23 protein-coding genes and 1 tRNA gene are annotated in these 25,968 nt (G+C 68.0%); 8 read left to right on the plus strand and 16 right to left on the minus strand.

Annotated features, from left to right (window positions below):
* Nucleotides 1-74: 74 nt before the first annotated feature.
* Nucleotides 75-560, minus strand: a complete 486-nt coding sequence (locus KB879_RS30765; protein WP_013958424.1) for an Lrp/AsnC family transcriptional regulator — start codon at nucleotides 558-560, stop codon at nucleotides 75-77.
* A 169-nt stretch (nucleotides 561-729) separates the two neighbouring features.
* On the opposite strand from KB879_RS30765, the gene phhA reads away from it, so the two are divergent.
* The 4 genes from phhA (at nucleotide 730) to KB879_RS30785 (ending at nucleotide 4,726) form a co-directional block, all read left to right on the plus strand.
* A complete protein-coding gene (phhA, locus tag KB879_RS30770) occupies nucleotides 730-1,659 on the plus strand; it encodes a phenylalanine 4-monooxygenase (protein WP_013958425.1) in 930 nt (309 codons plus the stop codon).
* Between the two features lie 149 nt (nucleotides 1,660-1,808).
* Nucleotides 1,809-2,108 (plus strand): 4a-hydroxytetrahydrobiopterin dehydratase, encoded by a 300-nt coding sequence (locus KB879_RS30775; protein ID WP_041228247.1) that lies wholly within the window; start codon nucleotides 1,809-1,811, stop codon nucleotides 2,106-2,108.
* A 156-nt stretch (nucleotides 2,109-2,264) separates the two neighbouring features.
* Complete coding sequence (locus KB879_RS30780; protein ID WP_211980444.1) at nucleotides 2,265-2,969, plus strand: response regulator transcription factor; 705 nt, start codon at nucleotides 2,265-2,267, stop codon at nucleotides 2,967-2,969.
* 128 nt (nucleotides 2,970-3,097) lie between these two features.
* Complete coding sequence (locus KB879_RS30785) at nucleotides 3,098-4,726, plus strand: sensor histidine kinase N-terminal domain-containing protein (protein ID WP_371827381.1); 1,629 nt, start codon at nucleotides 3,098-3,100, stop codon at nucleotides 4,724-4,726.
* A 43-nt stretch (nucleotides 4,727-4,769) separates the two neighbouring features.
* On the opposite strand, the gene KB879_RS40485 is transcribed toward KB879_RS30785, so the two are convergent.
* The gene (locus tag KB879_RS40485) at nucleotides 4,770-5,285 is read right to left on the minus strand and encodes an SET domain-containing protein (protein WP_211980445.1); all 516 of its coding nucleotides are present in this window, start codon (nucleotides 5,283-5,285) and stop codon (nucleotides 4,770-4,772) included.
* A 1,178-nt stretch (nucleotides 5,286-6,463) separates the two neighbouring features.
* Here KB879_RS40485 and KB879_RS30795 point away from each other — a divergent pair.
* On the plus strand, nucleotides 6,464-6,742 hold the full coding sequence (locus KB879_RS30795) for an HU family DNA-binding protein (protein ID WP_012354324.1): 279 nt from the start codon (nucleotides 6,464-6,466) through the stop codon (nucleotides 6,740-6,742).
* A 239-nt stretch (nucleotides 6,743-6,981) separates the two neighbouring features.
* Nucleotides 6,982-8,001, plus strand: a complete 1,020-nt coding sequence (locus tag KB879_RS30800; protein WP_211980446.1) for a DUF2272 domain-containing protein — start codon at nucleotides 6,982-6,984, stop codon at nucleotides 7,999-8,001.
* Between the two features lie 74 nt (nucleotides 8,002-8,075).
* Here the strand turns inward: KB879_RS30800 and dinB are convergent, their stop codons facing one another.
* The 3 genes from dinB to KB879_RS30815 form a co-directional block, all read right to left on the minus strand.
* Nucleotides 8,076-9,155, minus strand: a complete 1,080-nt coding sequence (dinB, locus tag KB879_RS30805; RefSeq protein ID WP_211980447.1) for a DNA polymerase IV — start codon at nucleotides 9,153-9,155, stop codon at nucleotides 8,076-8,078.
* A gap of 53 nt (nucleotides 9,156-9,208) precedes the next feature.
* Nucleotides 9,209-10,114: an EamA family transporter RarD gene (gene rarD / locus KB879_RS30810; protein ID WP_211980448.1), complete on the minus strand. Its 906-nt coding sequence runs from the start codon at nucleotides 10,112-10,114 to the stop codon at nucleotides 9,209-9,211.
* Nucleotides 10,115-10,265: 151 nt separating this feature from the next.
* Nucleotides 10,266-11,402, minus strand: a complete 1,137-nt coding sequence (locus KB879_RS30815; protein WP_211980449.1) for a TRAP transporter substrate-binding protein — start codon at nucleotides 11,400-11,402, stop codon at nucleotides 10,266-10,268.
* Nucleotides 11,403-11,930: 528 nt separating this feature from the next.
* On the opposite strand from KB879_RS30815, the gene KB879_RS30820 reads away from it, so the two are divergent.
* Nucleotides 11,931-13,556 (plus strand): carbohydrate porin, encoded by a 1,626-nt coding sequence (locus tag KB879_RS30820; protein ID WP_249221216.1) that lies wholly within the window; start codon nucleotides 11,931-11,933, stop codon nucleotides 13,554-13,556.
* Here KB879_RS30820 and KB879_RS30825 read toward each other — a convergent pair.
* From KB879_RS30825 to def, 11 genes are all read right to left on the minus strand, one after another.
* Nucleotides 13,540-14,274: an MIP/aquaporin family protein gene (locus tag KB879_RS30825; protein WP_013958435.1), complete on the minus strand. Its 735-nt coding sequence runs from the start codon at nucleotides 14,272-14,274 to the stop codon at nucleotides 13,540-13,542. The genes KB879_RS30820 and KB879_RS30825 overlap by 17 nt on opposite strands.
* Nucleotides 14,275-14,568: 294 nt before the next feature.
* On the minus strand, nucleotides 14,569-15,189 hold the full coding sequence (locus KB879_RS30830; protein ID WP_211980450.1) for a LysE family translocator: 621 nt from the start codon (nucleotides 15,187-15,189) through the stop codon (nucleotides 14,569-14,571).
* A gap of 107 nt (nucleotides 15,190-15,296) precedes the next feature.
* Complete coding sequence (locus tag KB879_RS30835) at nucleotides 15,297-15,788, minus strand: hypothetical protein (protein WP_211980451.1); 492 nt, start codon at nucleotides 15,786-15,788, stop codon at nucleotides 15,297-15,299.
* A 296-nt stretch (nucleotides 15,789-16,084) separates the two neighbouring features.
* A tRNA-Phe gene (locus tag KB879_RS30840) sits at nucleotides 16,085-16,160 on the minus strand.
* Nucleotides 16,161-16,212: 52 nt separating this feature from the next.
* Nucleotides 16,213-16,923, minus strand: a complete 711-nt coding sequence (locus tag KB879_RS30845) for a response regulator (RefSeq protein ID WP_211980452.1) — start codon at nucleotides 16,921-16,923, stop codon at nucleotides 16,213-16,215.
* A 52-nt stretch (nucleotides 16,924-16,975) separates the two neighbouring features.
* Nucleotides 16,976-19,408, minus strand: coding sequence for a PAS domain-containing sensor histidine kinase (locus tag KB879_RS30850; RefSeq protein ID WP_211980453.1), 2,433 nt, complete (start codon nucleotides 19,406-19,408; stop codon nucleotides 16,976-16,978).
* Nucleotides 19,405-20,289 carry a DUF4390 domain-containing protein gene (locus tag KB879_RS30855; protein ID WP_211980454.1) on the minus strand — a complete coding sequence of 295 codons (885 nt, stop codon included), beginning with the start codon at nucleotides 20,287-20,289 and terminating at the stop codon, nucleotides 19,405-19,407. The genes KB879_RS30850 and KB879_RS30855 overlap by 4 nt, the downstream gene beginning before the upstream one ends.
* Nucleotides 20,290-20,298: 9 nt before the next feature.
* Nucleotides 20,299-21,720: a 16S rRNA (cytosine(967)-C(5))-methyltransferase RsmB gene (gene rsmB, locus KB879_RS30860; RefSeq protein WP_211980455.1), complete on the minus strand. Its 1,422-nt coding sequence runs from the start codon at nucleotides 21,718-21,720 to the stop codon at nucleotides 20,299-20,301.
* A 133-nt stretch (nucleotides 21,721-21,853) separates the two neighbouring features.
* Complete coding sequence (gene htpX, locus KB879_RS30865; protein WP_013958442.1) at nucleotides 21,854-22,714, minus strand: zinc metalloprotease HtpX; 861 nt, start codon at nucleotides 22,712-22,714, stop codon at nucleotides 21,854-21,856.
* A 188-nt stretch (nucleotides 22,715-22,902) separates the two neighbouring features.
* Nucleotides 22,903-23,916 carry a methionyl-tRNA formyltransferase gene (gene fmt, locus KB879_RS30870; RefSeq protein WP_211980456.1) on the minus strand — a complete coding sequence of 338 codons (1,014 nt, stop codon included), beginning with the start codon at nucleotides 23,914-23,916 and terminating at the stop codon, nucleotides 22,903-22,905.
* A gap of 152 nt (nucleotides 23,917-24,068) precedes the next feature.
* Nucleotides 24,069-24,575: a peptide deformylase gene (gene def, locus KB879_RS30875; RefSeq protein ID WP_013958444.1), complete on the minus strand. Its 507-nt coding sequence runs from the start codon at nucleotides 24,573-24,575 to the stop codon at nucleotides 24,069-24,071.
* A 160-nt stretch (nucleotides 24,576-24,735) separates the two neighbouring features.
* Here def and KB879_RS30880 point away from each other — a divergent pair, with 160 nt between their 5' ends.
* Nucleotides 24,736-25,917 carry a LysM peptidoglycan-binding domain-containing protein gene (locus KB879_RS30880; protein WP_211980457.1) on the plus strand — a complete coding sequence of 394 codons (1,182 nt, stop codon included), beginning with the start codon at nucleotides 24,736-24,738 and terminating at the stop codon, nucleotides 25,915-25,917.
* Nucleotides 25,918-25,968 lie beyond the last annotated feature (51 nt).

Genomic DNA, 25,968 nt, shown 5'->3' on the forward strand with positions numbered 1-25,968 from the left:
CCGGCGAGGGTGACACGCACGCCACAGGAGCGCAAGACCGGCACGCAAACCTGCAACGCGCCGCAGGAAAAGTTTTAGCGCAGGTGCGACAGCGGCAAGGGCCCGTCGCATTTGATGGCGGTCAGCACGATATTCGAACGCACGCTTTCCACACCCGGCACGCGCATCAGCCGCTTCATGGTGAATTCGGCCAGCGTGGGCAGGTCTGGCACAACCACGCGGATCAGGTAGTCAGCCTCGCCGGCCACCGAATAGCACTCCTGCACCTCTTCCAGCAACAGGATCTCTTCGCGGAAGCGTTCGATGATGGTGTCGGCATGGTGGGCCAGCTTGACACTGATAAAGACCATCACCCCCAGGCCCAGCGCCTGCGAGGACAGGTTGACGCGGTAGCCGGTGATGACGCCGTCGGCTTCCAGCCGCGCCAGCCGGCGCCCGACCTGGCTGGGCGACAGGTGCACGCGTTCGGCCAGTTGCTGGTGAGTGGTGCGGCCGTCGGCCTGCAGGACGGCCAGCAGCGCGAGGTCGAAGGGGTCCAGGGAGACGCCGGAGGCAGCCATACACAAATTCCGCACTCTTTATTTGAACGATGCACATTATATGCGCCACCACACCAAAACAAGCGGATTTTGCGGCCTTTCTGCGCGCTCGGCTGTCTAAACTACGCAGTAAATCCGCATTCATGCTGCCGCCGATGCAGCAAGCACGCATTACAAGGAGACGCGCACCATGTCCATCGCCACGGCCACCGAAGCCCCCGGCGCCTTCCAGGGCACCCTGACCGACAAGCTCAAGGAACAGTTCGACGCCGGCCTGCTGTCCGGCCAGGAACTGCGCCCGGACTTCACCATCGCCCAGCCGGTGCACCGCTACACCAGCACCGACCACGCCATCTGGCGCAAGCTATACGAGCGCCAGGCCGCGATGCTGCAGGGCCGTGTCAGCGATGAATTCCTGCAGGGCCTGGCCACGCTGGGCATGGACAAGGACCGCGTCCCCGATTTCGACCAGCTCAACGAAACCCTGATGCGCGCCACCGGCTGGCAAGTCGTGGCCGTGCCCGGCCTGGTGCCGGACCAGGTGTTCTTCGAGCACCTGGCCAACCGCCGCTTCCCGGCCAGCTGGTGGATGCGCAAGCCCGAGCAGCTGGACTACCTGCAGGAGCCGGACTGCTTCCACGACGTGTTCGGCCATGTGCCGCTCTTGATCAACCCGGTCTTTGCCGACTATATGGAGGCCTACGGCAAGGGTGGCCTGAAGGCGGCCGGGCTGGGCGCGCTGGACATGCTGTCGCGGCTGTACTGGTACACGGTGGAATTCGGCCTGATCCGCACCCCGCAGGGCCTGCGCATCTACGGCGCGGGCATCCTGTCGAGCCAGGGCGAGTCGATCTACAGCCTGGATTCGGCCAGCCCCAACCGGATCGGCTTCGATGTGCGCCGCATCATGCGCACGCGCTACCGCATCGACACCTTCCAGAAGACCTACTTCGTGATCGACAGTTTCGAACAGCTGTTCGACGCCACCCGCCCGGACTTTGCGCCACTGTACGAAGAACTGCGCGCGCAGCCGACGCTTGGCGCGGGCGACGTAGCCCCGGGCGACCAGGTGCTCAATGTCGGCACCCGCGAAGGCTGGGCCGATACCGAAGACATCTGATCCGGCCCTCGCCGGCAAACCCGGCGCGCCCTGCCCCGCTTCCCGCTTTGTGAAACAATGCCGGCATGCCCGCCGCCACGGCGCGGGCGGGCCGGCTTTCCGCATTGATTTGCGGCCTTCGTTTTCGTTACGACCAGATCGAGCCCCCTATGACTCCGCTTTCCCCGCAAGCCCGTGCCACGCTGCTGGCAGACCTGCCCGGCTGGACCACCGTCCAGGACCGCGACGCGATCTTCAAGCGCTTCACCTTCCATGACTTCAATGCCGCCTTCGGCTTCATGACCCGCGTGGCGATCCAGGCCGAGAAGGCCGACCACCACCCGGAATGGTTCAACGTCTACAACCGGGTCGACATCACGCTGTCCACGCACGATGCCAACGGCCTGACCCAGCGCGACATCGACCTGGCCCACTTCATCGAGCGCGCCGCCGACGCGGTGACCGACTAAGCGCGGGCGCGGCGGCAGCCGGATCGGGCAGCTGTAGGCAATCCGTAAGGAACCGGGCGCCTGCGCCTAGTACAATCTGCGGCAGGCCCGCACCTTCCGTGTGCGCCAAGAGGCCTTCCCTCCAGCCATGCCCAACTTCCTGCCCGAGCTGCCGCCATGCGTATCCTGCTGATCGAGGACGACCGCCAGATTGCCAGCGGCGTCGAAGCCGGCCTGTCCCGTGCCGGCCACCAGGTGCGCGTCGTCCACGACGGCGTCTATGCCACCGAACATCTGCAGCGCGAGCAGCACGACCTGGTCATCCTGGACCTGGGCCTGCCCGGCATCGACGGCATGACCCTGCTGGCGCGCTACCGCGCCCGCAACCGCACCACCCCGGTCATCATCCTGACTGCGCGCGACGAGCTGGAAGACAAGCTCTCGGGGCTGAACGCCGGCGCCGACGACTACCTGATCAAACCCTTCGCCCTGCCCGAGCTGGAAGCCCGCGTGCGCGTGCTGCTGCGCCGCAGCCAGCAGGGCGAGGCCGCACCCGAGCGCGACGTGCGCCTGGGGCGCCTGCGGCTGTCGGGCAACGACCGCCGCATGTTTATCGACGCCCGCCCGCTGGAGCTGTCGCCGCGCGAGTTCGCGGTGCTGGAACTGCTGCTGCAGCGCCAGGGCCGCGTGGTCAGCAAGGCGCAGCTGCAGGACCACCTGGCTACCTTTGCCCACCCCGCCGGCGAAGGCGGCGATACTGTGGGCGACACCGCGATCGAGGTCTATGTGCACCGCGTGCGCAAGAAGCTCGAGGACAGCGATGTCGAGATCGTCACCGTGCGCGGCTTCGGCTACCTGCTGCAGATCCGCGCCGGACAATGAAACCGCTCCGGCCGCCGCGGTTATCCGACACGCGGCCCTGTCCTTCGGCCTAGCCGGCAATGTGGCCTCGCTCCCGCACCTCCTCCCGGATTTCCTGGCGCACGGCCTCCCGCATCGCAACGCGGAACGTGCCCCCATCTTCCGCCACGGCTGACGCCGCGGGCGCCACCCCTGCGCCCGCGGCGACGCGCCAGGCCTCCCGCCCCGGCTCCAACATCAGCCTGCGCGCGCACCTGCTGCGCGCACTGGCCACGCCGCTGTTTGCGCTGGTGCTGACCAGCGGCTCGCTGTCGTACTGGCTGGCGGCGCACTACACCACGCAGGTATTCGACCGCGCGCTGTATGGCGTGGCCAACAACATCGCCCAGCAGATCCGCATTGCCGGCCCGCGCCTGGAGCAGGACATCCCGATGATCGCGCAGACGCTGGTCGAGGCCGAGGGCACCGACCGCATCTACTGGCGCATCCACGGCCCCGACGGGCTGATCGGCGGCATGGACACCTGGCTGGGCTACGGCACCGGCCAGACCACGCTGCACGACGCGCGCCTGTTCTATGCCTGGTTCAGCGGCCGCCAGGTGCGCGCGGTGCGGCTGCCGGTGATGCTGCCCAGCGCCGCGGTGGACGAACTTGGCACCAGCGAGGCCGGCAAAGCCGCGCGCGGGCCCATCGTGGTGGAGGTGGCGGAGCTGCTGGACCGGCGCGAGACCGCCGCCAACGAGATCCTGCTGTCGGTGTCGGTGCCGCTGATCCTGCTGCTGCTGGTCGGCAGCCTGATCCTGTCGCACGTGCTCAAGGAAGAGCTGGTGCCGCTGCAGATCCTGGCCGACAAGCTCAACCGGCAGACTGCCCGCTCGCTCGCCGCGCTGGACGAGACCCAGGTGCCGGCCGAGGTGGCGCCGCTGATCCGCGGCCTCAATGCGCTGCTGGCGCGGCTGCGCGACGCGCTCGACGCGCAGCGCAAGTTCATTGCCGATGCGGCGCACCAGCTGCGCACGCCGCTGACCGCGGTCAAGCTGCATGCCGACCGGGCCCAGGAAGCCGATTCGCTGGAAGTCGCCCGGCATGCGCTGCGCGAGGTGCAGACCGCCGCCGACCGCGCGGTGCGGCTGTCCAACCAGTTGCTGTCGCTGGCGCGCGCCGAGCCCGGGCTGTCGCTGGAGCGTCTCGGTCCGGTGGAACACTTCGACCTGGCCGAACTGGCCTTCGAGATCGGCGCCGAATGGGTGCCGCAGGCGCTGGCGCAACGCATCGACCTGGGCTTCGAGATCCTGCCCGGCCCCACCTTCACCGGCAGCGCGCCCGCGGTGGTGCGCGGCAACCGGCTGCTGATGCGCGAGGCCCTGTCCAACCTGATCGACAACGCGGTGAAGTACGTGCCCGCGGGCGGGCGCATCACGGTGCGCGCCGGCGGCGAGGCCATGGGTCACCGCGGCATGGCGGTGGTGATGGTGGAAGACAATGGCCCCGGCATCCCGCCGCAGCGGCGCGAGGAAGTCTTCAAGCGCTTCTTCCGTGGCGACCGCGCCCCCGAGCCGGGCGGCGGGCGGGCGGCCCACAGCGGCGGCGCCGGGCTGGGGCTGGCCATCGTCCATGAGATCGTGACGCTGCACCAGGGCACCATCCGCATCGAGGACGTGCCGCCGGTGCCGGGTGCGGCTGGCGATGCACCGGCGGCGGGCGGCGCGCCGGAACGGCGGCCGACCATGCGCTTCGTGATCCGGATCCCCTGCGAACCGCCAGGATCGGTGGCCTGAACCCGCTGCTGCGCTGGCGGCGGCGCGGGTCGAGACGCGCGCTTTACTTGTCCTTCTTCTTCTTTTCCTTCGGCGCCAGCATGGTGCCGCGGCATTGCGGGCTGCCGCAGCGGCACTCGAACTCTTTCTTCAGCTTGGCCGTATAGCGCGCGTCAATGACCAGGCCGTAGTCATAGAACAGTTCCTCGCCCTGGGCGATATCGCGCAGCGCGTGGATAAACACGCGGCCCTTCTTCTCGCGCGCCTCGCAGTTGGGTTCGCAGGCATGGTTGATCCAGCGCGCGCGGTTGCCGCCGTACTTGGCGTCGATCACGCTGCCGTCGTCCAGGCTGAAGTAGAAAGTGTGGTTGGGATCGCTGGGATCGTGCGGATGACGCTCCAGCGCCTTCTTCCACGAAATGTGCTCGCCCTTGTACTCGATCACGCGTTCGCCTTCGGCAATCGGGCCGATCGCATAGACGCCCTTGCCGTGCACGCCTGACTGGCGCACCTCGATCCGGTCGCTCGCCGTCTTCTTCCTGCCCTCGCCTGCTGCCTTGCGCTTTGCCTTGTCCGCCATTTGCCTTTCCGTGCTCGTCGCCTGTTGTGCCTGAGTGGCCCGCTGTGCCGGCCGTTCCGGCGCGATCGAGGATGATACCGGTGCAACCGTGACACGTATACGTAACGTCCTTTTTCCGGCGCCCTCACCGTATACGCCTTTGGGTGCAGCCGACAGGTATACGGCACCCCGTTTACACCCCAGCCGCGACGCGCGTTTACCTGCGCGTATGTGGATAACCCCGCCCGGAACTGTGGACAAGCACGCGGATTGGATGTGGGCTGCCTGGGGCTGGCATGGGGATGCCTCAGGCATAAGTCGGAGGGGGTTCGGCACCGGCCTCGCCCATCGGGCTGAGTCATCCACCTCGGCCAACATTGGATACGACCACTTCTCGTTTACGTAAACCTTTGAAGCGAAAGACGTTTACACGGTTTTCCACAGCGGGGGCGGGTGTTTACCTACTACTACTATTTGTATACATGAAAGAAAAAGGTAAACCGAAAGAACGAGCCAGGCACGTCAGCGAAAGAAGGAAGGCCCCGAAAGGCTTCATCCGAATGGCCGGGGCCGTAAACGACGCGATAGCGAGAGACTTGGTGGTTTTGGGTTTGATCGGGGGCGTATACCTCGGGCGTATACGCCCAATCACACCAGCTTGCGCGTATACGCTGGCGACAGGATCTGGGGCCGGGCTGTAACCGATCCCCAAGGCGCCATGCATGCGCCGAATAGCCGCGCGGTTCGCCGCCAGGCCCATGATCCGACAACATGCAACATAGTGCAGTTCGTGCATCCGAGGCTCCCAGAGCGCCTGCAAGCGCTTCTGGCCGACGCTGGCTCTCCAGCCCTGTCCAATACGCCTGAGCGTGCGCAGAGGGCCTCTGAGGGGCTCTGGCGACGGATGGGCAAGGGCACATGCCCTCAATCGCGTTGCACGAACCCCGGTGCCCTGCCCTGTCACCTTAGGGCGCTTTCGTCACCTTCCGCCACTTGCCATGGCTGCGCCCGGCTGCGTCGATTTGCCGCGAAGCCCAGCCTGGCGCGGCCTCGCGGAAACTGCCAGGTAACAATCTGTTCCCGGTGCGCCTTGCCCGACACGGTATCATGTGGCCCGCGGCGTCTTTGCCGAAGCGGTGCCAGCCAGGCCGCCCGGCATGCGGACGCCTGTGTTTTATCAACTCGATACGGAGTGAAGCATGACGAAAACCGAACTGATCGACGCTATCGCAGCCGGGGTGGACGGTCTGACCAAGGCCAAGGCAGAACAGGCACTGAACGTGACCCTGTCGGCCATCATGGACGCAGTGGCCAAGGGCGACACGCTGAGCCTCATTGGCTTTGGCACGTTCAGCAAGGGCGAGCGTGGCGAGCGCATGGCGCGCAACCCGCGTACCGGCGAAGAAATCAAGGTCGAAGCAGCCAAGACCGTGAAGTTCAAGGCTGGCCAGAAGTTCAAGGACGCTGTCAACCAGTGAGCCTGACGGGCTGCACTGCAGGGCCCGAATTGTCAGACCCCGCCATGCCGCCGCCCGGTGCCCGAGGGCGCAGGCGAGCGCCAGGCGGGGGACGTTATCCACAGCGGTAAGCTGATCTTCTGCAGTATCCGCCGCATCGCTGAATCCGCCTTCGGGGCGATCGCGCGCGAAGTCTTCTAACAGGCGCCCAGCCGTGGCCTTGACAGGCCGGACCGGGTGCCGTGCCACATGGGGCCTCCATGCTCGCCCGTCCGCCGCGCCGCAGATCTCCACAGCGTTATGCACAGCGCTTTCCACAGCCGGTTCCACAGCTTTCTCCACAGGCTGCGGGCACCATGCGCGCGGCTTGCGTTGCCGTGGCGCTGGCATTGCTGACTGCCTGCACCACCGTCAGCGAGCCGGTGCGGCCGCAGGCGCGCGCCCTGCCCGACACCGAAAGGCCGGAGACGCGCCCGGGCGCCACGCCGCGCGAACGCATCGTCGAAATCGCCACGCAGGAATGGGCCCGCTGGGGCGGGCAGGTGGTGCGGCTGGGCCGGGACGACACGTCCTGCGTCACCTACAGCCCGGTGCCCGCACCGGAGCTGCCTGCGCCACTGCCAGGGATCCTGGAGGCCCAGCCAGCGTCCCCCGCAGAGGCAGCCGGGGCACCCGCTGCCGCCACCACCGACACCGAATCCAAAACCAACGGCAACCCGCCACCCGCTGCCAGTTGCCTGTCCTTTCCGGACGGCACCGGCATGGAAGCCACGCCCCTGGGCTGCACGCTGGCGCGCCGCTACTGGGGCATCGTCGGCGAAGCGCCCAGCTGCCGGCAGGTGACGCAGGGGTCCTGGGCCTGGTCGGCGGTGTTTATCTCATGGGTGCTGCGCAAGGCGGGGCTGGACGAGCGCCAGTTCCTGACCGGGCAGTCGCACTCGATGTACGTGGTCGACGCCCGCGACGGCATCCTGCCCAGGCCGGCCTTCCATATCGAGCCCGTCCCCGCCATGCCCCGGCCCGGCGACATCATCTGCGCCGGGCGCGGGCGCGACCGCTATCTCGAGGACATCGCCGAAATCGGCTTCGGCACCACGCCCATGCACTGCGACATCGTGGTCGGCGTGGATCCGGCCACGCGCGTGGTGCGTGCCATCGGCGGCAATGTCCAGCAGTCGGTGTCGATGGAGGAGATCGAGCTGGGCGATTCGGGCCGGCTCGACGGCGTCACCAATTCGCATATGCCGTGGCTGCTGGTGATGCGCAACGACCTGCAATAGCTGGTTTATTGATGCCATTTATCAAAGCATCACGATTTCATGTGGTCTGATTATTCGCCGGAATAATCCTGCGCTCAGTCGAACAGTTCCAGCTGCGACGTATCCCGGTCGCTGGTCCCTACCCCCACCCCCAGCAGCCGCACCGGCAAGCCCCGGCGCGCATGGCCCTCGGCCAGCAGGCGCGCGTAGACGGCGCGGTCCGGCGCGTGGCCGCGGCATTCCACCGTGGTCTGGCGGAAGTCAGAGAAGCGCAGCTTCACGGTCAGCTTGTCGATGGTGTCATGTGCCTGAGCCCGGTCAATGCGGGCTTCGAGCATGGCGACGAGCGGTTCCAGCTCGGCTATGCAGGCCTGCAGGTCGGGCAGGTCGTCGGCATAGGTCTCTTCCACGCTGATCGACTTGCGCTCGCGCTCGGGCGTGACCTCGCGCTCGTCGACGCCGCGGCACAGCTTGTAGAGCCGCGCCCCGAAGACACCGAACTCGCGGTGCAGCCGGTCCGGCGACCACGGCCGCAGGTCGCCGCAGGTCTCGGCACCCAGGCGCCGCAGCTTGGCCGCGGTGACCTTGCCCACGCCGTGGATGCGCTCCACCGGCAGCGCGGCGACAAAGCCATCGACCGCCGCCGGCTTGACCACGAACAGCCCGTCGGGCTTGTTCCAGTCGCTGGCGATCTTGGCCACGAACTTGCTCGGCCCCACCCCAGCCGATACCGTCACGCCCACTTCATCGCGCACACGCTGGCGGATTTCCTCGGCGATGCGGGTGGCGCTGCCGGCGTGGCGGGTGCACAGGCTCACGTCCAGGTAGGCCTCGTCCAGCGACAGCGGTTCGACCAGCGCGGTGTATTCGCGATAGATCGCGAAGATCTGGCGCGAGACCTCGCGGTACTTGTCCATTGCCGGGCGCACGATCAGCAGGTCCGGGCAACGCTTGAGCGCCTGTGCCGATGGCATCGCCGAACGCACGCCAAAGGCGCGCGCTTCATAGTTGCAGGTGGCAATCACCCCGCGCCGGTCGGGCGAGCCGCCCACGGCCATCGGGCGGCCGCGCAGCGACGGCTCGTCGCGCATCTCGACCGAGGCATAGAAACAGTCGCAGTCGCAATGAATGATCTTGCGCTGGACCGCGGGCGTGGCATCAGGCGGGGCAGACATGGTGGCCAGGCACCGTATCGGTTATCCGTGCGATGAATGAAATCGTTTGATTTTCAGTTGGCTTCATTGATGGATTGGATGACTGCGGGCTTCTGCCGCGTATTCATCCATAGCCCCTCGGCCGCATACAAGGCCAGCGACAGCCAGATCAGTGCGTAGCCGACCTGCTTCTGCACCGGGAACGGTTCGTTCCACAGCCATACGCCCAGCAGCAGCTGCAGCGTCGGCCCGGTGTACTGCAGCAGGCCCAGCAGCGACAGCGGAATGCGCCGCGCGCCGGCGGCAAAGAACAGCAGCGGCACCGCCGTCACCGGCCCGGCCAGCAGCAGCAGCCACTGCGTACCCGGCGCTGCGTGGGTAAAGCTGTCCTGGCCGGTGGCGAACAGCCAGGCCAGCGCCGCCGCGGCCAGCGGGAACAGCAGCAGCGTCTCCAGCGACAGCCCTTCCAGCGCACCCAGCGCACCGGTCTTGCGCAGCAGGCCATAGCCGCCGAAGCTGGCCGCCAGCCCCAGGGCGATCCACGGCAACTGGCCTGCCGCCACCGTCAGCCAGGCCACCCCGGCCGCGGCGACCGCGATCGACAGCCATTGCACCAGGCGCAGCCGCTCGTGCAGGAACACCACGCCCAGCAGCACGCTAAACAGCGGGTTGATGAAGTAACCCAGGCTGGCATCGACTACGCGGTTAGCCGACACCGCCCAGATATAGAGGAACCAGTTGGCGCACAGCAGCGCCGCGCTGGCGGTGAACGACAGGAGCAGGCGCCGGTCCTTGAGCACCCGGCCGAGCCACGCCCACTGGTGCCGCCACGTCAGGATCAGGCCCAGGAATACCAGCGACCACACCATCCGGTGCAGCAGGATCTCCAGCGGCGCAATACCGGGCAGCGATTTGATATAGAGCGGGAGCAGCCCCCAGATGACGTAGGCCAGGAGGGCGTAGAGAATGCCGAGTTGCATAGGGATTTCCGGTAGATGCCGGCGATTCTACCGGCGCCGCGCGATCCCCGCCCGGCGGGCGCCCGCGTGCCGTGGCCAACAAAAAACCCCATGCTCCCGAGGGAACATGGGGTTTGCGGCAGGCCGCGGACGGCCCGGTGCCGTGTGCCGCTTACAGCTTGCGCGCGAAGCTGAACTGGGCGAAGCCCTGCTCGGCCACGTTGAACCAGGCGGCCTGGTTGTTGCGGAACACGCGCCAGTCGTCGTAGATCTTCTTGAACGACGGGTTCTTGGCGGTTTCGTCGGCATAGGCTTCCTGGGTCGCCTTGAAGCACGCTTCCATGATCTCCTTGGAGAACGGGCGCAGCTTGACGCCGTTTTCCAGCAGGCGGGCCAGCGCCTGCGGGTTGACCGTGTCGTACTTGGCCATCATGTTGGTGTGCGCCTCGATGGTGGCGGTTTCCAGCGCGCGCTTGTACAGCGCCGGCAGCTTCTCGTACTCGGTGGCCGAGGCGTAGAACGACAGCTGCGCGCTGCCTTCCCACCAGCCCGGGTAGTAGTAGTACGGCGCCACCTTGTAGAAGCCCAGCTTCTCGTCATCGTACGGGCCCACCCACTCGGCCGCGTCGATGGTGCCTTTTTCCAGCGCGGGGTAGATGTCGCCGCCGGCGATCTGCTGCGGCACCACGCCCAGGCGCGACAGCACCACGCCGGCAAAGCCGGCGATGCGGTACTTCAGGCCCTGCAGGTCGGCCACGGTCTTGATTTCCTTGCGGAACCAGCCGCCCATCTGCGCATTGGTGTTGCCGCCCAGGAAGTTGACGACGTTGTATTCCTTGAAGAACTCGCGCATCAGCTTCATGCCGTTGCCCTGCAGCATCCAGGCGTTCTGCTGGCGTGCGGTCAGGCCGAACGGGACGGTGGTGTCAAAGCACAGCGTCGGGTTCTTGCCGAAGTAGTAGTAGCCGGCGGTGTGGCCGATCTGCACGGTGTTGTTCTGCACCGCGTCCAGCACCTGCAGGCCCGGCACGACTTCACCGGCGGCAAAGACCTTGATGTTGAACTTGCCTTCGGTCAGTTCCTTGACGCGGGCCGACAGCAGTTCGGCACCGCCGAAGATGGTGTCGAGCGACTTGGGGAAGCTCGAGGCCAGGCGCCATTCCACGGCCGGGTTGCTGCCGACCACGGCCGGCGCTGCCGGGCCGCTGGCGGCGGCGGGCGCTGCCTTCTCTTCACCCTTGCCGCACGCGGCCAGTGCCCCGGTGGCGGCCACGGCCGACGCTTTCAACAGAAAGGAACGACGTTCCATCTCCACTTCTCCTCTTATAGATATTGATTCGGATGCAGGCTCGCGGCTTGCATGATGCCGCGCGCCGGACCGTGACGCACCAGCCGCCGGGGTACGGCGGCCTGCGCAACGCTGTGCCTGTTGCGAACGGGCACGGCGGCGTGCCCCGCATGCCGGGCGCCGGAAGCGGGCCACGGTAAAGGGCTGTCTTACCCGAAAGACAAGCCAGCCGATTATAGCGGTGGCTCTTTCGCCACGGGGTACCGTGCAAGTGCGGGTTTTCGCTAGTCAATCGCGCCATATCCGGGGGTTTTTCGCATTGTGAGACAGCGCAGGGTGTGATGGATTTTGTAACCCGGCTTGCGGTCAAATGGGTCGGCTGATAAAAAACAGTCCCGCCTCCGGAGCCCTTGCCTGCTCCGGCCATCGTTGTTGCTTGCTGAATTGCTGTCCGAATTGCCGCCGGTCTCCCGTCTAATTCCCGCCACACCGCCTTGTCCCGGCCCTGCCGGGCGCGGTGGCCTGCCCCTGCGCCGCCTCGGTTTTGCCGTGCTGGCCGCGTGGGGCCTGGTCGCGTGCGCGCAGACCGGGGATGCGACCACCAGTGCCACCACGCCGCCACCCCGCATCGAACCGCACCCGGCGGTGACCGCGGGTCCGGCGCAAACCGCCCGGCCTGCCACGCCGGCCACGGCAGGCGCGGAGGACCCGCTGGCGGCGCTGATCGCCGGCGACGCGGCACCCACGGCCAGCGTGACCGTGCCAGCGGCACCGGCACCAGGCATCACGGGCGAGCCGGCGGCCCAGCCTGCCGTGCAGCCTGACGGCAGCGCGCCGGCAACCCTGGCCCGTACCAGCCCGGCTGCCGACCCCGACTTCGTCGGCCCGCCCGAACCGCCACCCCAGCCGCCGCCACCACTGGTGCTGTTCCCGCCCCGGCTCGGCCAGTTCCAGGCCGAAGCGCCCGCCCAGCCGGCGGACAGCGCCACCGGTGACACACCGCCGGATGCCCCGCCGGTACTGCACTCGCAGCTGCCCGCCGAGGACCCCGCCGGGGATTCCGTGTGGCGCCTCGGTTACAGCGGCCGCGCCGCGGCCGAGGAACGCCCGGCCACCATGCGCGCCTGCCCCGGCGGCGCGCTCTCCACCGGCATCGGCAGCGGCCTGGCCTGCCGCAGCGCCGGCGAGGTCAAGATCCGCGAATCGGTGCTGGACCTGGACGGCGGTGCGCAGGTGATGCTGATCGCGCAGGCGCGCGGCACCGACGCCACCACGGTCAATGGCCGCCCCCAGGCGATCGATCCCTATGCCCTGGTGCCGCAGTTCTATACCGCCGTCAGCGGCCTGGCAGTGCTGGACGGCGCCACCATGTGGGCCGGCCGGCGCGACAATGCGCCGTTCCTGCTGTCGTCCGGCCTGCTGCCGCCCAATTCCACGGCGATGCGCTTCGGCGTGGACAACGCCAAGGTGATCGGCGATGTCGGCCTGAGCTACCAGTACACCGCGCGCGCGGACCAGAACGGTCAGAACCTGCCCAGCTACCACTCACTGCGCACCGCGCCCATCAACACCAACGAACAGGGTTCGATCCAGCTCGGCTTCACGCGGGTGGAGGCGCAGCCGCTGGTGCAAGATCCCGGCGGCGCATGGTGGGCGTCTGCGTTGCACGAGCAGAAAGGCGTGCTGTTCGGCACCAACCGGCTCGGGGTGCAGTTCGGATCGGGAGCGCGCAACGCCATGACCGGCTACACCGGCATGGGACCGGCACTGTCGCGCACGCGCGTGGCCGAATCGATGGAATGGAAGGGCCGCTCAGGGCTGAGCGGCGCGGTGGAGCAAAGTCTGCAGTTTGACCGGTCGCCGGTCGGCACGCTGCAGTGGACCACCACGCGCTTGCGTCCTGCTTACGTAGCGAGCAACCAGTTCCGCCTGAATTTCGAGGTCTCGCACGACCAGATCTCGTCCGGCTTCGGCGTCGGCGGCCAGCGCACCGCGCTGACCGTGGCGCCCACGCTGACACTGGGCAAGTCGGCGGGCAATGCCAACCTGCGCGCCTTCTACACCTATAGCCGTGCCAGCGACGTCGACGGCATCGGCTACACCGCGCCGGCCGACGCGTGGGCCTCGCAGCCGAGCGGCTCGATCTTCGGCGTGCAGCTCAATCGGCGCTGGTAGGGGCGCTGGCGGGCGCAGCGCGCCAGTCGGCCTGTGCCGTGGCAGCAGTGGCGGCCGCACCGGGTTTGCGGCACAGCCAGTGGAACAGTAGCGTGGCAGTCAGCCCGCCGCCGATCTGGGCCAGCACGAAGCCCGGCACGTCCTGCGGCCGGATCCCGGTAAAGGTATCGGTCAGCGCGCAGGCGATGGTCAGCGCCGGGTTAGCAAACGAGGTCGACGACGTGAACCAGTAGCCCGCGGTGATATAGCCTGCCACCACGAACGGCACCAGCTGCGGCCGGCTGCGCAGCGTTCCGATGCCCACGCCGACCAGGCCGAAGGTGGCCACGCACTCGCTCCACCACATTGCCGCGCCGGTGCGGCTCTGCGCCGACCAGGCCAGCGCCGGCTCGCCGAACATCGCATGGGCGGCCAGCACGCCGCAGATTCCGCCCGTCACCTGCACCAGCACATAGCGCAGCGCATCGCGCGGCGGCAGCGCGCCCTGCAGCAGCGCCGACAGGCTGACCACCGGATTGAAATGCCCGCCCGAGACCGGGCCAAGCGACACCAGCAAGGCCACCAGCCCGGCACCGGTCGCCAGCGAATTGGCCAGCAGCGCCAGCGCGGTATCGCCGGCGGCGAGGCGCTCGGCACGGATGCCGGAGCCCACCACAATCGCCACCAGCAGCGCCGTGCCCAGGCCTTCGGCCACCAGGCGGCGTGCGAGCGTACTCATCGCTGCGCTCCGTTGACGGCGCGCAGCAGCGATAAAGCGGAGCAACGAACGGGATACGAGAGCGACCGCGAGATCGCGGCAAAGGCAGTAAGGAAAACGTGCAGCGGCAAGATGGACAACGTCGCCTGAGACGACGCCTCGAACGGTGGCGGTTCAGTAGCAAGCCCGCGCACACGCGGTGAGCGCGGACGCGACAGTGTTCCGCTCGCGCACGGAGCGCGTCAATGCGTGGCCGCTTTGTTGTGTGCAGACGCGCGGTATCGAATCGCCGCGCGGGCCGCGGGCCGCGGGCCGTTACCGGTTGCTGGCCGCCAGCCGCAGGCCGAAGCCGACCAGCGCGATCCCGGCCAGTCGCGTTGCCAGCGTGCGCGCGAATGGCAGCGCCCGCAGCCGGCTGGCCACTGCGTTGCCCGCCAGCACCAGCGCCGCCTGGTAGGCGAGGCTGAGCACCGTGACGTGTGCCATCATCGCCGCCAGCGTGGCCGGCGACGCATCCGGGCGCAGGAACAGCGGGAAGAACGCGACAAAGAACAGCACCACCTTGGGGTTGGTCAGGCTCACCGTGAAGCCCTGGCGCAGGTATACGCGCGCTGACTTGCGCGGCTCGGGCACGCCGGCGTCCGCGGCAAAGCGTGTACGCAGCAGCTGCACGCCCATCCAGCACAGGTACGCGGCACCGAACCATTGCAAGCTGTGGAAAAGCAGCGGATTGGCCCGCATCACCGCCGCCAGTCCCGCCACCGCGGCGAGCATGTACACGAAGTCGCCCAGCAGCGTGCCGCAGACCGCGCCCATGCCGGCCGCCACGCCATTGCGCGCGGTGGCGTTGAGAATGGCGATCGTGCCCGGGCCGGGGATCAGCTGGAACACCAGAATGGCGAGCACGAAGCTGGTGTAGTTCTGGATGTCGAGCATGGTGGCCTGGCAGTGTCGGATGCGAGCGCGGGATGCTTCGCTGCCGCCATGTTAGTGCAGCCTGGCCCATCGCGGCAAAGCGAATGGCTTCACGGCCGCAGCGCGCCTCAGCGCAGCAGGAACGCGATGTCCTCGACGCGGATCTGTGCCACCGGAATGCCCTTGCGGCGCTGGAACAGGATGTGCTGCTGCACGCGGCTGCGCTGCTCGGCAAATGCCGCGGGATCGATTGGCGTGCCCAGGCGCATGTAGTGCTGCACCAGCAGCTTGTAGGCGCGGTGGCGCACCTGCATGGCCTCGGTCTCTGCACGCAGCCGCCGGATCTCTGCCGGGCTGCGGTCGACCGCCTGGTGCAGCTCCTCGACCGTGCGCGCATGCAGCTCGCGGTAGACGTCGCGCTCGGCCTCCATCTGGTGCAGCTCGTCGCGCAGCGCGCGGATCTTGTGCTGCAGCTTCAGCGTCTGCGAGACCGCCTGCTGCACCCGCCCCGCCGCCCCCAGCGCGTGGCTGGCCGCGGCCATGGTGCTCTTCCACAACCCGCGCTCGTCGCCCGCAGTCTGCGGCGGCCAGCGGTTGTCCGTTCCGATCAACGTATCCATCAGACCCCCCAGTAAGAAAGTGATAGCCCTGGGCCGGATGTCCGCGTTATGGGTGCGGCTTGGCCGGCTCGGTCCACGCCGCCGGGCGGCAGCGCATCAGGGCATCGTAGAGATACATATATCGGCTGCCAAGTAGAAGATATTTACTTCTGGGTTGGCTGTTGCGCGTTGCTGGCGTTGAGTCGGGAAGTGTTTCGCCGTTGCGGCGACAGCACGGGGACGGGAATCCGGGCGCGTTTATGACTCTGCACCCCAATGCAAAAAGCCCGGCTGCGGGAGCCGGGCTTTTCTTGTTCTGGTGGCCTGGGACGGAATCGAACCGCCGACACAAGGATTTTCAATCCTCTGCTCTACCGACTGAGCTACCGGGCCAAAGAAGGGAAACTATAACTGGACTTTTTTGGTCAGTCAAGCGTCATGTGCGTCACTGCTCGGCCGGCTCGGGCTTGTTGCGGCCCAGTTCGACGCCGAGCTGCTTGAGCTTGCGGTACAGGTGGGTACGCTCCAGCCCGGTCTTCTCGGCCACGCGGGTCATGCTGCCGTGTTCGCGCAGCAGGTGGTATTCGAAGTAGGCGCGCTCGAACAGGTCGCGCGCTTCGCGCAGCGGCATGTCGAAGGAGAACTGCATCTCGGCCTCGGGCACGCGCGCGGGGTTGCCGTTGGGGGCGGCCTCGGCGGTGGCCTCGGGCACGGCGTCGGCCAAACCGGGTTCGGCCGACGGCGCCGCGGCGGGCGCGGCGGTGGCGGCCGTGCCGCTGCGCGGGCGTTCGATGCCGTGGGCCAGGCCCTGCTCGACCGCGGACAGCAGCTTCTGCAGTGCGATCGGCTTCTCAAGGAAATTGAGCGCGCCGATCTTGGTCGCCTCGACCGCCGTGTCGATGGTGGCGTGGCCCGACATCATGATGACGGGCATCGTCAGCTGTCCCTGCGCGGACCATTCCTTGAGCAGGGTCACGCCATCGGTATCGGGCATCCAGATATCGAGCAGCACGAGGTCGGGCGTACCCGCCGCGCGGTATTCGCGCGCTTGCAGCGCGTTCTCCGCGAGTTCAACCACGTGGCCTTCGTCGCTGAGGATCTCCGAGAGCAGCTCCCGGATTCCCATTTCGTCATCGACTACGAGGATCGTTGCCATACTTCCCCTCTTAACCCCACCGCAGCGTTCCGGGACCGGACGCCATTGTTGACTATGTCAGTTTAACGAACAGGATCGAGATCTGTGCACCGACGATCTCCGCACCTTCCATGCGATTGCGCAACTCGATTCGCGCGCCGTGTTCGTCAATGATCTTCTTTACCATCGCGAGCCCCAAGCCCGTGCCCTTGGCTTTCGTGGTCACATAGGGCTCGAACGCACGGCTCAGGATTCGTGGTGCAAAACCGGGACCATTGTCCGCAATGGTGAGCTTGACGGCCTGGCGGTTTTCGCCGGCAGAATCTTTGTATTCTACAGTCTCGGTGTGCAGAGTGATATGGGGCGCCGCCCTACCGGCCGCGACGTTCTCGGTGGCGGCATCCTGTGCGTTCTGCAGCAGGTTGTGGATGACCTGGCGCAACTGCGTCGGATCGCCCTTGATCTCGGGCAGCGCGGTGCCCAGCGTCGGATGGATCACCGGATGCTCGTGCACCGCGGGATCATCGATGCCATACAGGTGCAGCACCTCCGCCACCAGGCTGTTGAGCTGCAGCGACTGCAGCACCGCGGGCGGCGTGCGCGCGTAGTCGCGGAAATCATCGACCATGCGCTTCATCGCGGACACCTGGTTGACGATGGTGGCGGCGCCACGCTTGAGCACATCGGCGTCGGTGCCCTCGAGCTTGGGCGAGAGCTTCATCTGCAGGCGCTCGGCCGAGAGCTGGATCGGCGTCAGCGGGTTCTTGATCTCGTGCGCAAGGCGCCGTGCCACCTCGCCCCAGGCCACCGAGCGTTGAGCGGAAATCACATCGGAGATATCGTCGAACACGATCACGTAGCCGGGCTCATCGCGCTCGCCGCCGGGCAGGCGTGCGCCGCGCACCAGCAGCGTAAGCGGCTGTTCTTCGCCCTGCGGCAGCTCGATCTGCTTCTGCCAGTGCTCGGCGCCGCCCAGCACCTCGCTGGTGTTCTGGTCCGAGAAGGCCTGGCGCACGATCTCGCCGAACGGCCCCATGCCAGGAATCTGCTCCACCGGCAGGCCCAGCACCGCGCTGAGCGGCTGGCGGAAGATGCGCTCCGCGCCGGGATTGGCGGTAATCAGCACAAAACGGCGGTCGAACACCAGCACGCCTGCGGTCAGGTTCTGGAGCACGCTTTCCAGGTAGGCCTTCGATTGCTCCAGCGCGGTGCGGTTCTCTTCCACCGCCAGCCGCGCCTCGGCCAGCTGGCGCGTCATCTGGTTGAACTGCTGCGTGAGCATGCCGAGCTCGTCGCGGCTCTTCAGTTCGCGCTTGGGCGAGAGGTCGCCCTCGGCCACTTCCTTGGTCCCCTGCAGCAGCATCAGCAGCGGCCGCGCCAGCTGCCCGCCCAGCAGCAGCGCCAGCATCACCGCGATGAAGACGGCCAGGAACAGCGTCAGCGTCAGCGTGCCGATATACATCTTGCGCAGGCCGGTGCGGCCCAGCGCCTTCTCCTGGTATTCCTGGTACGCGCGCTGGACCTCGTCGGCATTGCGCGCGAGCACCGCCGGCACCGGGTGCAGCACCTGCAGGTAACGCTCTTCGCGCACGGTCTCGCCGACCAGCCCGAAGCCGCTCGACGGCGATTCCTCCGGGCGGCGCTCCACGGACAGGCCGGAGCCGGCCCAGCGCGGCGACTTGGCCAGCGCGCGCGGGGCGCTGCCGCCTGCCGCGTCAGTCTGTGCGGTGGTAGGGCTTGCGCCCAGTGGAATGATCACGCGCAGCCGGTACAGGTGGCTGCTGTCGGCGCGCTCGGTGCTCGGGCTGCCGTCACCTGACGGGTCGGTGCCGCCCTCCACTGCCGCGTAGCCACCGGCCAGCCGTGCCTGTTCGGCCAGCACGCCGGAAGGCAGGTCCGGCACCAGCGACGCATAGTTGCTGGACGCCGTGGCCAGCACGCGGCCGCTGCCGGTGAAGATGGCGGCTTCCTGGACCCCATACTGCTCGCGCAGGCGGTTCAGCTGCAGCGAGGTGGCCACGCCGGAGGCGCCGGCGAGCTGCTCGGCCATCAGGCGTGCCTTGACCTGCAGGTCGGCGAGCGAGCTGTCGATGGTGGCGCGGCCCAGGTTCAGGCCGGCCTCGAGCGCAGTTTCCACGCGCACGTCGAACCAGGACTCGATGCTGCGCGAGACGAACTGCAGCGAGACCAGGTAGATCAGCACGCCGGGCAGCACGCCCACCACGCCGAAGAACACGGCGAGCTTGGTCATCAGCCGCGTGCCGAACTTGCCGCGGCGATAGCGCAGCCACAGCGTCAGCGCCAGCGCACCCACGATCAGCACCAGCAGGGCGCCGATCACCAGGTTCACCTTGAACAGCAGCGTGAAATAGCGATCGAAGAATTCGGTGTTGGCCGATGCCCCGGCCAGCAGGCCCACCAGCACCAGCGCCAGGAAGACGATGATCCCGGCCACGACGCGGTACAGCACGCGCCGGAACCGGCTGTCCCACAGCGAGTTGTTCATGGCTGGCTCGATGCGGGCTGCACCAGCAGTGCGGGCGACAGTCCATACGACACCGTCTGCATGGTCAGGCCGCGCGAGTCAATGGCAGCGGCCGGCGCCGACGCAGGCGCAGGTACGGCGGGCGATGCCGGCAGCGCCGGCGATGCGGGGCCTGGGGCCGGCGCGGGCGGCGGCGGTGCTGCGGGCGGCGGCGGTAGGTTCAGGTCCGTCGGCACCGTATAGGCAAAGCGCCGCCAGTCGGAGGCCAGGTTCCATTCACGCGTGTTGACGGCATTGATCTGGAACGGCTTGGGCAGTTGCGACAGGTCCAGCCGCATGCGCACTTCGGCGTGGTAGGTCTCGCCCGGCTTGACCGCATTGCGCTCGAACACGCGCCAGCCGCGCACGCGCTGGATGAACTGCAGCGCGCTCTTCAAGCGCGTGAATGGCAGCTGCAGGCCGCCGGTGGAGACACGGTACTGGCGCGTCAGCGGCTGGTACGACAGGCGCACGCTGCGGGTGGTGTTGACCGGCTTGTCGTCGAACCAGTACCAGCGCGAGCGCGAGAGCTGGAAGTCGACCGCGAAATAGAGGGAGATGCCCTTGTGCAATGCGTCTTCCAGCACGGGCGGCAGGTCGAAGTCGAAGCTGGCGGCAAGCTCGAAGCCGCCATCCTGGAATTCGATGCGCGCGTCGGTGGCCTCGATGACCTGTGCGCGCGCAGCGGGCGGCAACCACAGTAGCGAGGCGAGCGCCAGCACCAGTGCAAGCCACCACCGCGCCAGCAGGCCACGCCTGCCCGCGCCGCCGGGGCGCAGACGCGGGCACGCCTGGTCCGCGGCAGTGTCCACGTTCGTGTTCAACATGACGCGGAAGTCTGACAGGCGCGGCGTGCTCAGCATCGGATCAGATCAGGCGCGTTTCTGGAAGCGGGCGTAGAAGAAGCCATCGTGATCCGACGGCAGGCTGGTGCCGGCCGTGGCGTCCTTTTCGCCATTGGCGCCGGCTGCTTGCGTGGTATGAGTGCCGGGCAGCAGCTGCCCCGGCGCCTGCAATCGTATCGCATCTGCCAGCTGTGCACCAAACCAGCGCGCCTGCTCCTCGCCTTCCGTTGGGAAAATAGAACAGGTGACATAGACCAGGATGCCGCCCGGTTTGAGCAGCGGCCACAGTTGCGAGACGATGCGGCGCTGCTCGGTGATGAGCTTGGCAATATCGGTCTCGCGGCGCAGCCAGCGGATATCGGGATTGCGCCGCACAATGCCCGAAGCGGAGCACGGCACGTCGGCCAGGATGCGGTCAAAGAGCTGGCCGTCCCACCAGTCGGCGGGCCGGCTGGCATCGCCGACCACGATCCTGGCCTGCTTGCCCAGGCGCGCCAGGTTCTCGCCGATGCGGGTGGTGCGCTGCGGATCGCTTTCCACTGCGGTGACGTCGATATCGGCCAGTTCCAGCAGGTGCCCGGTCTTGCCGCCGGGCGCCGCGCAGGCATCCAGCACGCGCATGCCGTCGGCCACCTCGAGCAGCGGCGCGGCCAGCTGCGCGCCGGCATCCTGCACCGAGACCACGCCTTCGGCAAAGCCCGGCAACTGCGTCACCGGCACCGCGCGCACCAGGCGCACGGCCTGCGGGCCGACCACATGGCCAGCCAGGCCGGCGTTGGCAAGATCGGTCTGGTACTGCTGCACGGACACGCGCGCGGTGTTGACGCGCACCGTCATCGGCGGGCGCACGTTGGCGCTGGCGGCCAGGGCCATCCACTGGTCCGGGTAGGCCTCGCGCAGCATGCGCAGCCACCACGGCGGCAGGTTCCAGCGCGCCTGCTCGTCGCGGTTGACGTCGGCCAGCAGCGCCTTGCGTTCGCGCAGGAAACGGCGCAGCACCGCGTTGACCAGGCCGCGCGCATGCGCAGTCTTGGGTTCGGAGGCGGCGGCGCTGACCGCCTGGTCGACCACCGTGAAGGTGCTGTAGCCCGGGCGGCCGGCGTCCGCGTCCTGGCGCGCCTTGTCCGCGCTGTCCTGCTTGTCGCGCGGGCCCGGCGCGTGCTCCAGCAGCAGCGCCAGTGCCACGGCCAGCAGCGAATCGACCTGCGCGCCCGGCGGGCGCGTGACCAGCTTCGTCACCAGTGCGCGTGCCGTGCCGAACTGGCGCATGGTGCGATAGGCGATGTCCTGCAGCGCGCCGCGCGTGGCGGCATCGCGCACGCGGTCCAGGCGCAGCTGTGCGGCGGCGTCCTCGATCGCCTGGGGCAAGGCTGTGCCTTCGCTGACGGCGCGCACCGCGGTGGCGGCGCCAAGCATCTGGAAGGCAAGCGAATCGGGAGGCAGGCGCATATCGGTCAGGCAGCGGGTCAGGTGTTGGAATCGGGAAGCAGGCCGGCACGGGCACAAAAAAAAGCCCGCCGGTCCATGCGGAACAGCGGGCAGTTTACCCTGTGCGGGGGCCCTGCCCCGGATTTCCGGCCGCTCAGGCGGGATAGGTGCCGGTCTGGGCCATCTGCATCAGGCGCGCGATGCGCTCCTCGGTGGCCGGGTGGGTCGAGAACAGATTGGCGATGGCGCCGCCCGAGAGCGGGTTCATGATCATCATCTGCGCCGTGGCCGGGTGTTCTTCTGCCGCCTGGAACGGGATGCCCTGGGCGTAGCGGTGGATCTTGTCCAGTGCGCTGGCCAGCGCCTGCGGGTCGCCGCTGATCTCGGCGCCGCCGCGGTCGGCCTCGAACTCACGTGCGCGTGAGATTGCCATCTGGATCAGCGATGCCGCCAGCGGGGCCAGGATCGCCACGGCAATGCTGGCGATCGGGTTGCTGCGGTTGCCGTTCTCGTCGCGCCCGCCGAAGAACATTGCCATATTCGCCAGCGCCGAGATCGCACCGGCCATGGTGGCGGCGATGGTCGAGGTCAGGATGTCGCGGTGGCGCACGTGCGCCAGCTCATGCGCCATCACGCCGCGCAGTTCTCGCTCGGACAGCACCCGCAGGATGCCGGTGGTGGCCGCCACCGCGGCGTGCTCCGGGTTGCGGCCGGTGGCAAAGGCGTTGGGCGCGTCTTCGTTGATCAGGTACACGCGCGGCATCGGCAGGCCGGCGCGCTGCGCCAGTTCCTGCACCATGCCGTAGAACTGCGGCGCGCTGCCGGCGTCGACTTCCTGCGCGTTGTACATGCGCAGGACCATCTTGTCCGAGAACCAGTAGGAGAAGAAGTTCATGCCCAGCGCAAGCAGCAGCGCCATCATCATGCCGCTGCGCCCGCCGATCATGCCGCCGATGACGATGAACAGCGCCGTGATGGCCGCCATCAGCATGAAGGTCTTGACCCAGTTGAACATTGCGGTGATCTCCGTGTAATCGTGAGCCGCGTCCCGGGGGAAAAGCGGACGCGATGACCGTTAGATAGGGGGTGATACCCGAAAATTCAACGGCTGTTCAACGGTTTCAGGGGGAGCCGTGGCCGGTCGCGCCCGCCGGGCGGTTCCACCGGCACTTATGTTGCCATGTGCGGCAAAGGCCTGCCCGATCATGCCTGTGCGGCGCCGTTGCCGGGTACCGCGCAGCGCGTGCCCGGCGGCAGCGGCAGCCCTTGCAGGAACTGCTGCGCCGGCTGGCGGCGCCCGCCCGGCTTCTGCAGCTCGGTGACCTGCAGTGCGCTGCCCTCGCCGCAGGCGATGAGGACGCCGGCGGCGTCGGCCGCCAGCACCGTGCCGGGCAGATGCGGCAGGCTGCTGGCGGCGGCCAGCGGCACGGCCTGCCAGCACTTGATCACGGTATCGCCGACCTGCACCGTCGCGCCCGGGAAGGGGTTGAACGCGCGCACCTGGTTGGCCAGCGCCGCGGCCGGGCGGCGCAGGTCCAGCGGCGCCTCGTCCTTGGCGATCTTCTCGGCGTAGGTGACGCCTTCGGCCGGCTGCGGCGTGGCGGCCAGCGCGCGGCCGGCGGCCAGTTCCTGCAGCGCTGCCACGGTCATGCGCGCGCCCAGCGCGGCCAGGGTGTCGTGCAGCTTGCCGGTGGTGTCGTCCGGGCCGATCGGCACGGCCTCGCGCGTGAGCATGTCGCCGGTGTCCAGGCCTTCGTCCATCTGCATCAGCGTGATGCCGGTCTCGGCATCGCCCGCTTCGATGGCGCGGTGGATCGGCGCTGCGCCGCGCCAGCGCGGCAGCAGCGAGCCGTGGATATTCAGGCAGCCCAGGCGCGGCAGGGTCAGCACCTCGGCCGGCAGGATCAGGCCGTAGGCGGCCACCACCATCACGTCGGGGGCGGTGCCGGCGAGCGCGTCGATGGCCGCGGCGGCGTCTTCCGGGTACTTGCCCTGGCGGCGCAGCGAGCGCGGCTGCAGCACTGGTCCAAGGCCGCTGGCGGCGGCAAACTGCTTCACCGGGCTGGCCTGCAGTTGCATGCCGCGGCCGGCGGGGCGGTCAGGCTGCGTCAGCACCGCCACGACGGGAAAACCGGCGGCGTGGATGGCTTCCAGCGCGACGCGCGCGAACTCGGGCGTGCCGGCAAAGGCGACACGCAGGGGTCTGGCTTGGGACATGGCAGGTTCCGTGGCCTGAAGCAGCACCGGCCGCTATCGCGGCCGGTGCTTTTGTTCTTCGGAAGTCATAAAGATAACAGACCCCGCGCGGGTGCCGCGCGCTGGCGCCGGGATTCCGGGCGGGCTGTTACATCTTTGTGGTAGGACGCCGCTTACATGCGGGTGCGCTCGCGCTTCTGCAGCCTGCTCTTGATGCGGTTGAGCTTGAGCGGCGACAGGTACTCGACAAAGACCTTGCCGCGCAGGTGATCGATCTCGTGCTGGATGCAGACCGCCAGCAGGTCGTCGGCTTCGAGCTCGAAGCTTTCGCCCTTCTCGTTGAGCGCGCGCACGCGCACCCGGTCGGGGCGCTCGACGCGGTCATAGACCTCGGGCACCGACAGGCAGCCCTCTTCCCACACCTTGCGGTTGTCGCTGGCCCAGATGATCTCCGGGTTGATAAAGACCTGGAGCTGGTCGCGCGTTTCCGAGACGTCGATCACCACCACCTGCTCGTGCACGTTGACCTGCGTGGCGGCCAGCCCGATGCCGGGCGCTTCGTACATGGTTTCAGCCATGTCCTTCACCAGCTGGCGGATACGGTCGTCCACCGCCGCAACGGGTTTGGCAACGGTGTGCAGGCGGGGATCGGGGTAGGTCAGGATATCGAGTTTTGCCATGATGCTCAGGCGCAACGCCGGCTGCTGCCGGCAACCGGACCGCGTTGCGGCGGCCGGTGTTTACATGCAGAATCGGGGCGCAAGTACAAAAATTCAAGGCGCGCCGCAACAGGCGCGCTCTCCCGGGTCAATCCGGCCGAACCACCGGCCGGTCAGGAAAATGCGCGATCTTACCAAAGAACACCAGGCGGCGTCGGGCCGCAGGCTGCACGCGTTCACCCCTAAGTTTGCTTGTGCGTTGTTGAGTGCTGCTGGCTTCACTGCCGCGGCCACGCTTCCGGCCCTGGCCGCGGACCTGACGGTCACGCCGGCACAGCAGGCCGAAGCCCAGCGCACGGCCCAACAGGGTATCCCCGTTTCAGAACTGTCTCCCAATGCGCCGTCGCAGTACACCGTGCGCATGGGTGACACGCTGTGGGGGATCTCGGGCCGCTTCTTGCGCCAGCCATGGCGCTGGCCTGAGCTATGGGGCATGAACCGGCAACAGATCCGCAACCCGCACCTGATCTATCCGGGACAGATCCTGTACCTGATCCAGCGCGACGGCCGTGCCTGGCTGTCGACCACGCCGGGCGGCAGCGGCACGGTGCGCCTGTCGCCACAGATGCGCGGCGGCGCCGCCGATGGCGCCGCCATCCAGAGCATCGCGGCCGCCGATATCGAGCCCTTCCTGATCCGGCCGCTGGTGGTCGACCAGGACACGCTGGCCACCTCAGCGCGCATCGTCGCCGTGTCCGAGTCGCGCGTCATCCTTGGCCGCGACGACACCGGCTACGCGCGCGGCATCCCCGCCGACGCGCCGCAAGGCAGCGACTGGCAGGCCTACCGCCCGGTCACCCCGGTGCGCGACCCCGTCACCAATGCCGTGCTCGGCTACGAGGCCGAATACGAAGGCAACGTGCGCCTGGCGCGCGGCGCGCAGGGCCCGGACGCGGTCTCGACTATGCAGGTCACGCAGGCCAGGCAAGAGATGGGCGTGGGCACGCTGCTGATGCCGCAGCCCGCGCGCGAAGCGCTGCGCTACGTGCCGCACGCGCCCGATACGCAGTTCGACGGCCGCGTGGCCAAGGTCTATGGCGGGGTCGAGTTCGGCGGCGCCAGGCAGGTGGTGGTGCTCAACCTCGGCAGCCAGGCCGGGGTGGAGCCCGGGCATGTGCTGGCGCTGTCGCGCGCCGGCGAGACCGTGGCCGACAAGACCGACAGCAACCGCGCCATCCGCCTGCCCGACGAACGCTACGGCCTGGCCTTTGTCTTCCGCGTGTTCCCGGGGGTGTCGTATGCGCTGGTCACCGACGCCTCCAACGTGATCGCGGTCGGCGACCGGGCGACCTCGCCGCGCTGAGCCGGTCTTGGCGACATCGCAGGCGGCCCCGGCGGCCGCCGCTTCCCTTTG

Source organism: Cupriavidus sp. KK10 (assembly GCF_018223725.1).
GTDB classification, from domain to species: Bacteria; Pseudomonadota; Gammaproteobacteria; order Burkholderiales; family Burkholderiaceae; genus Cupriavidus; species Cupriavidus necator.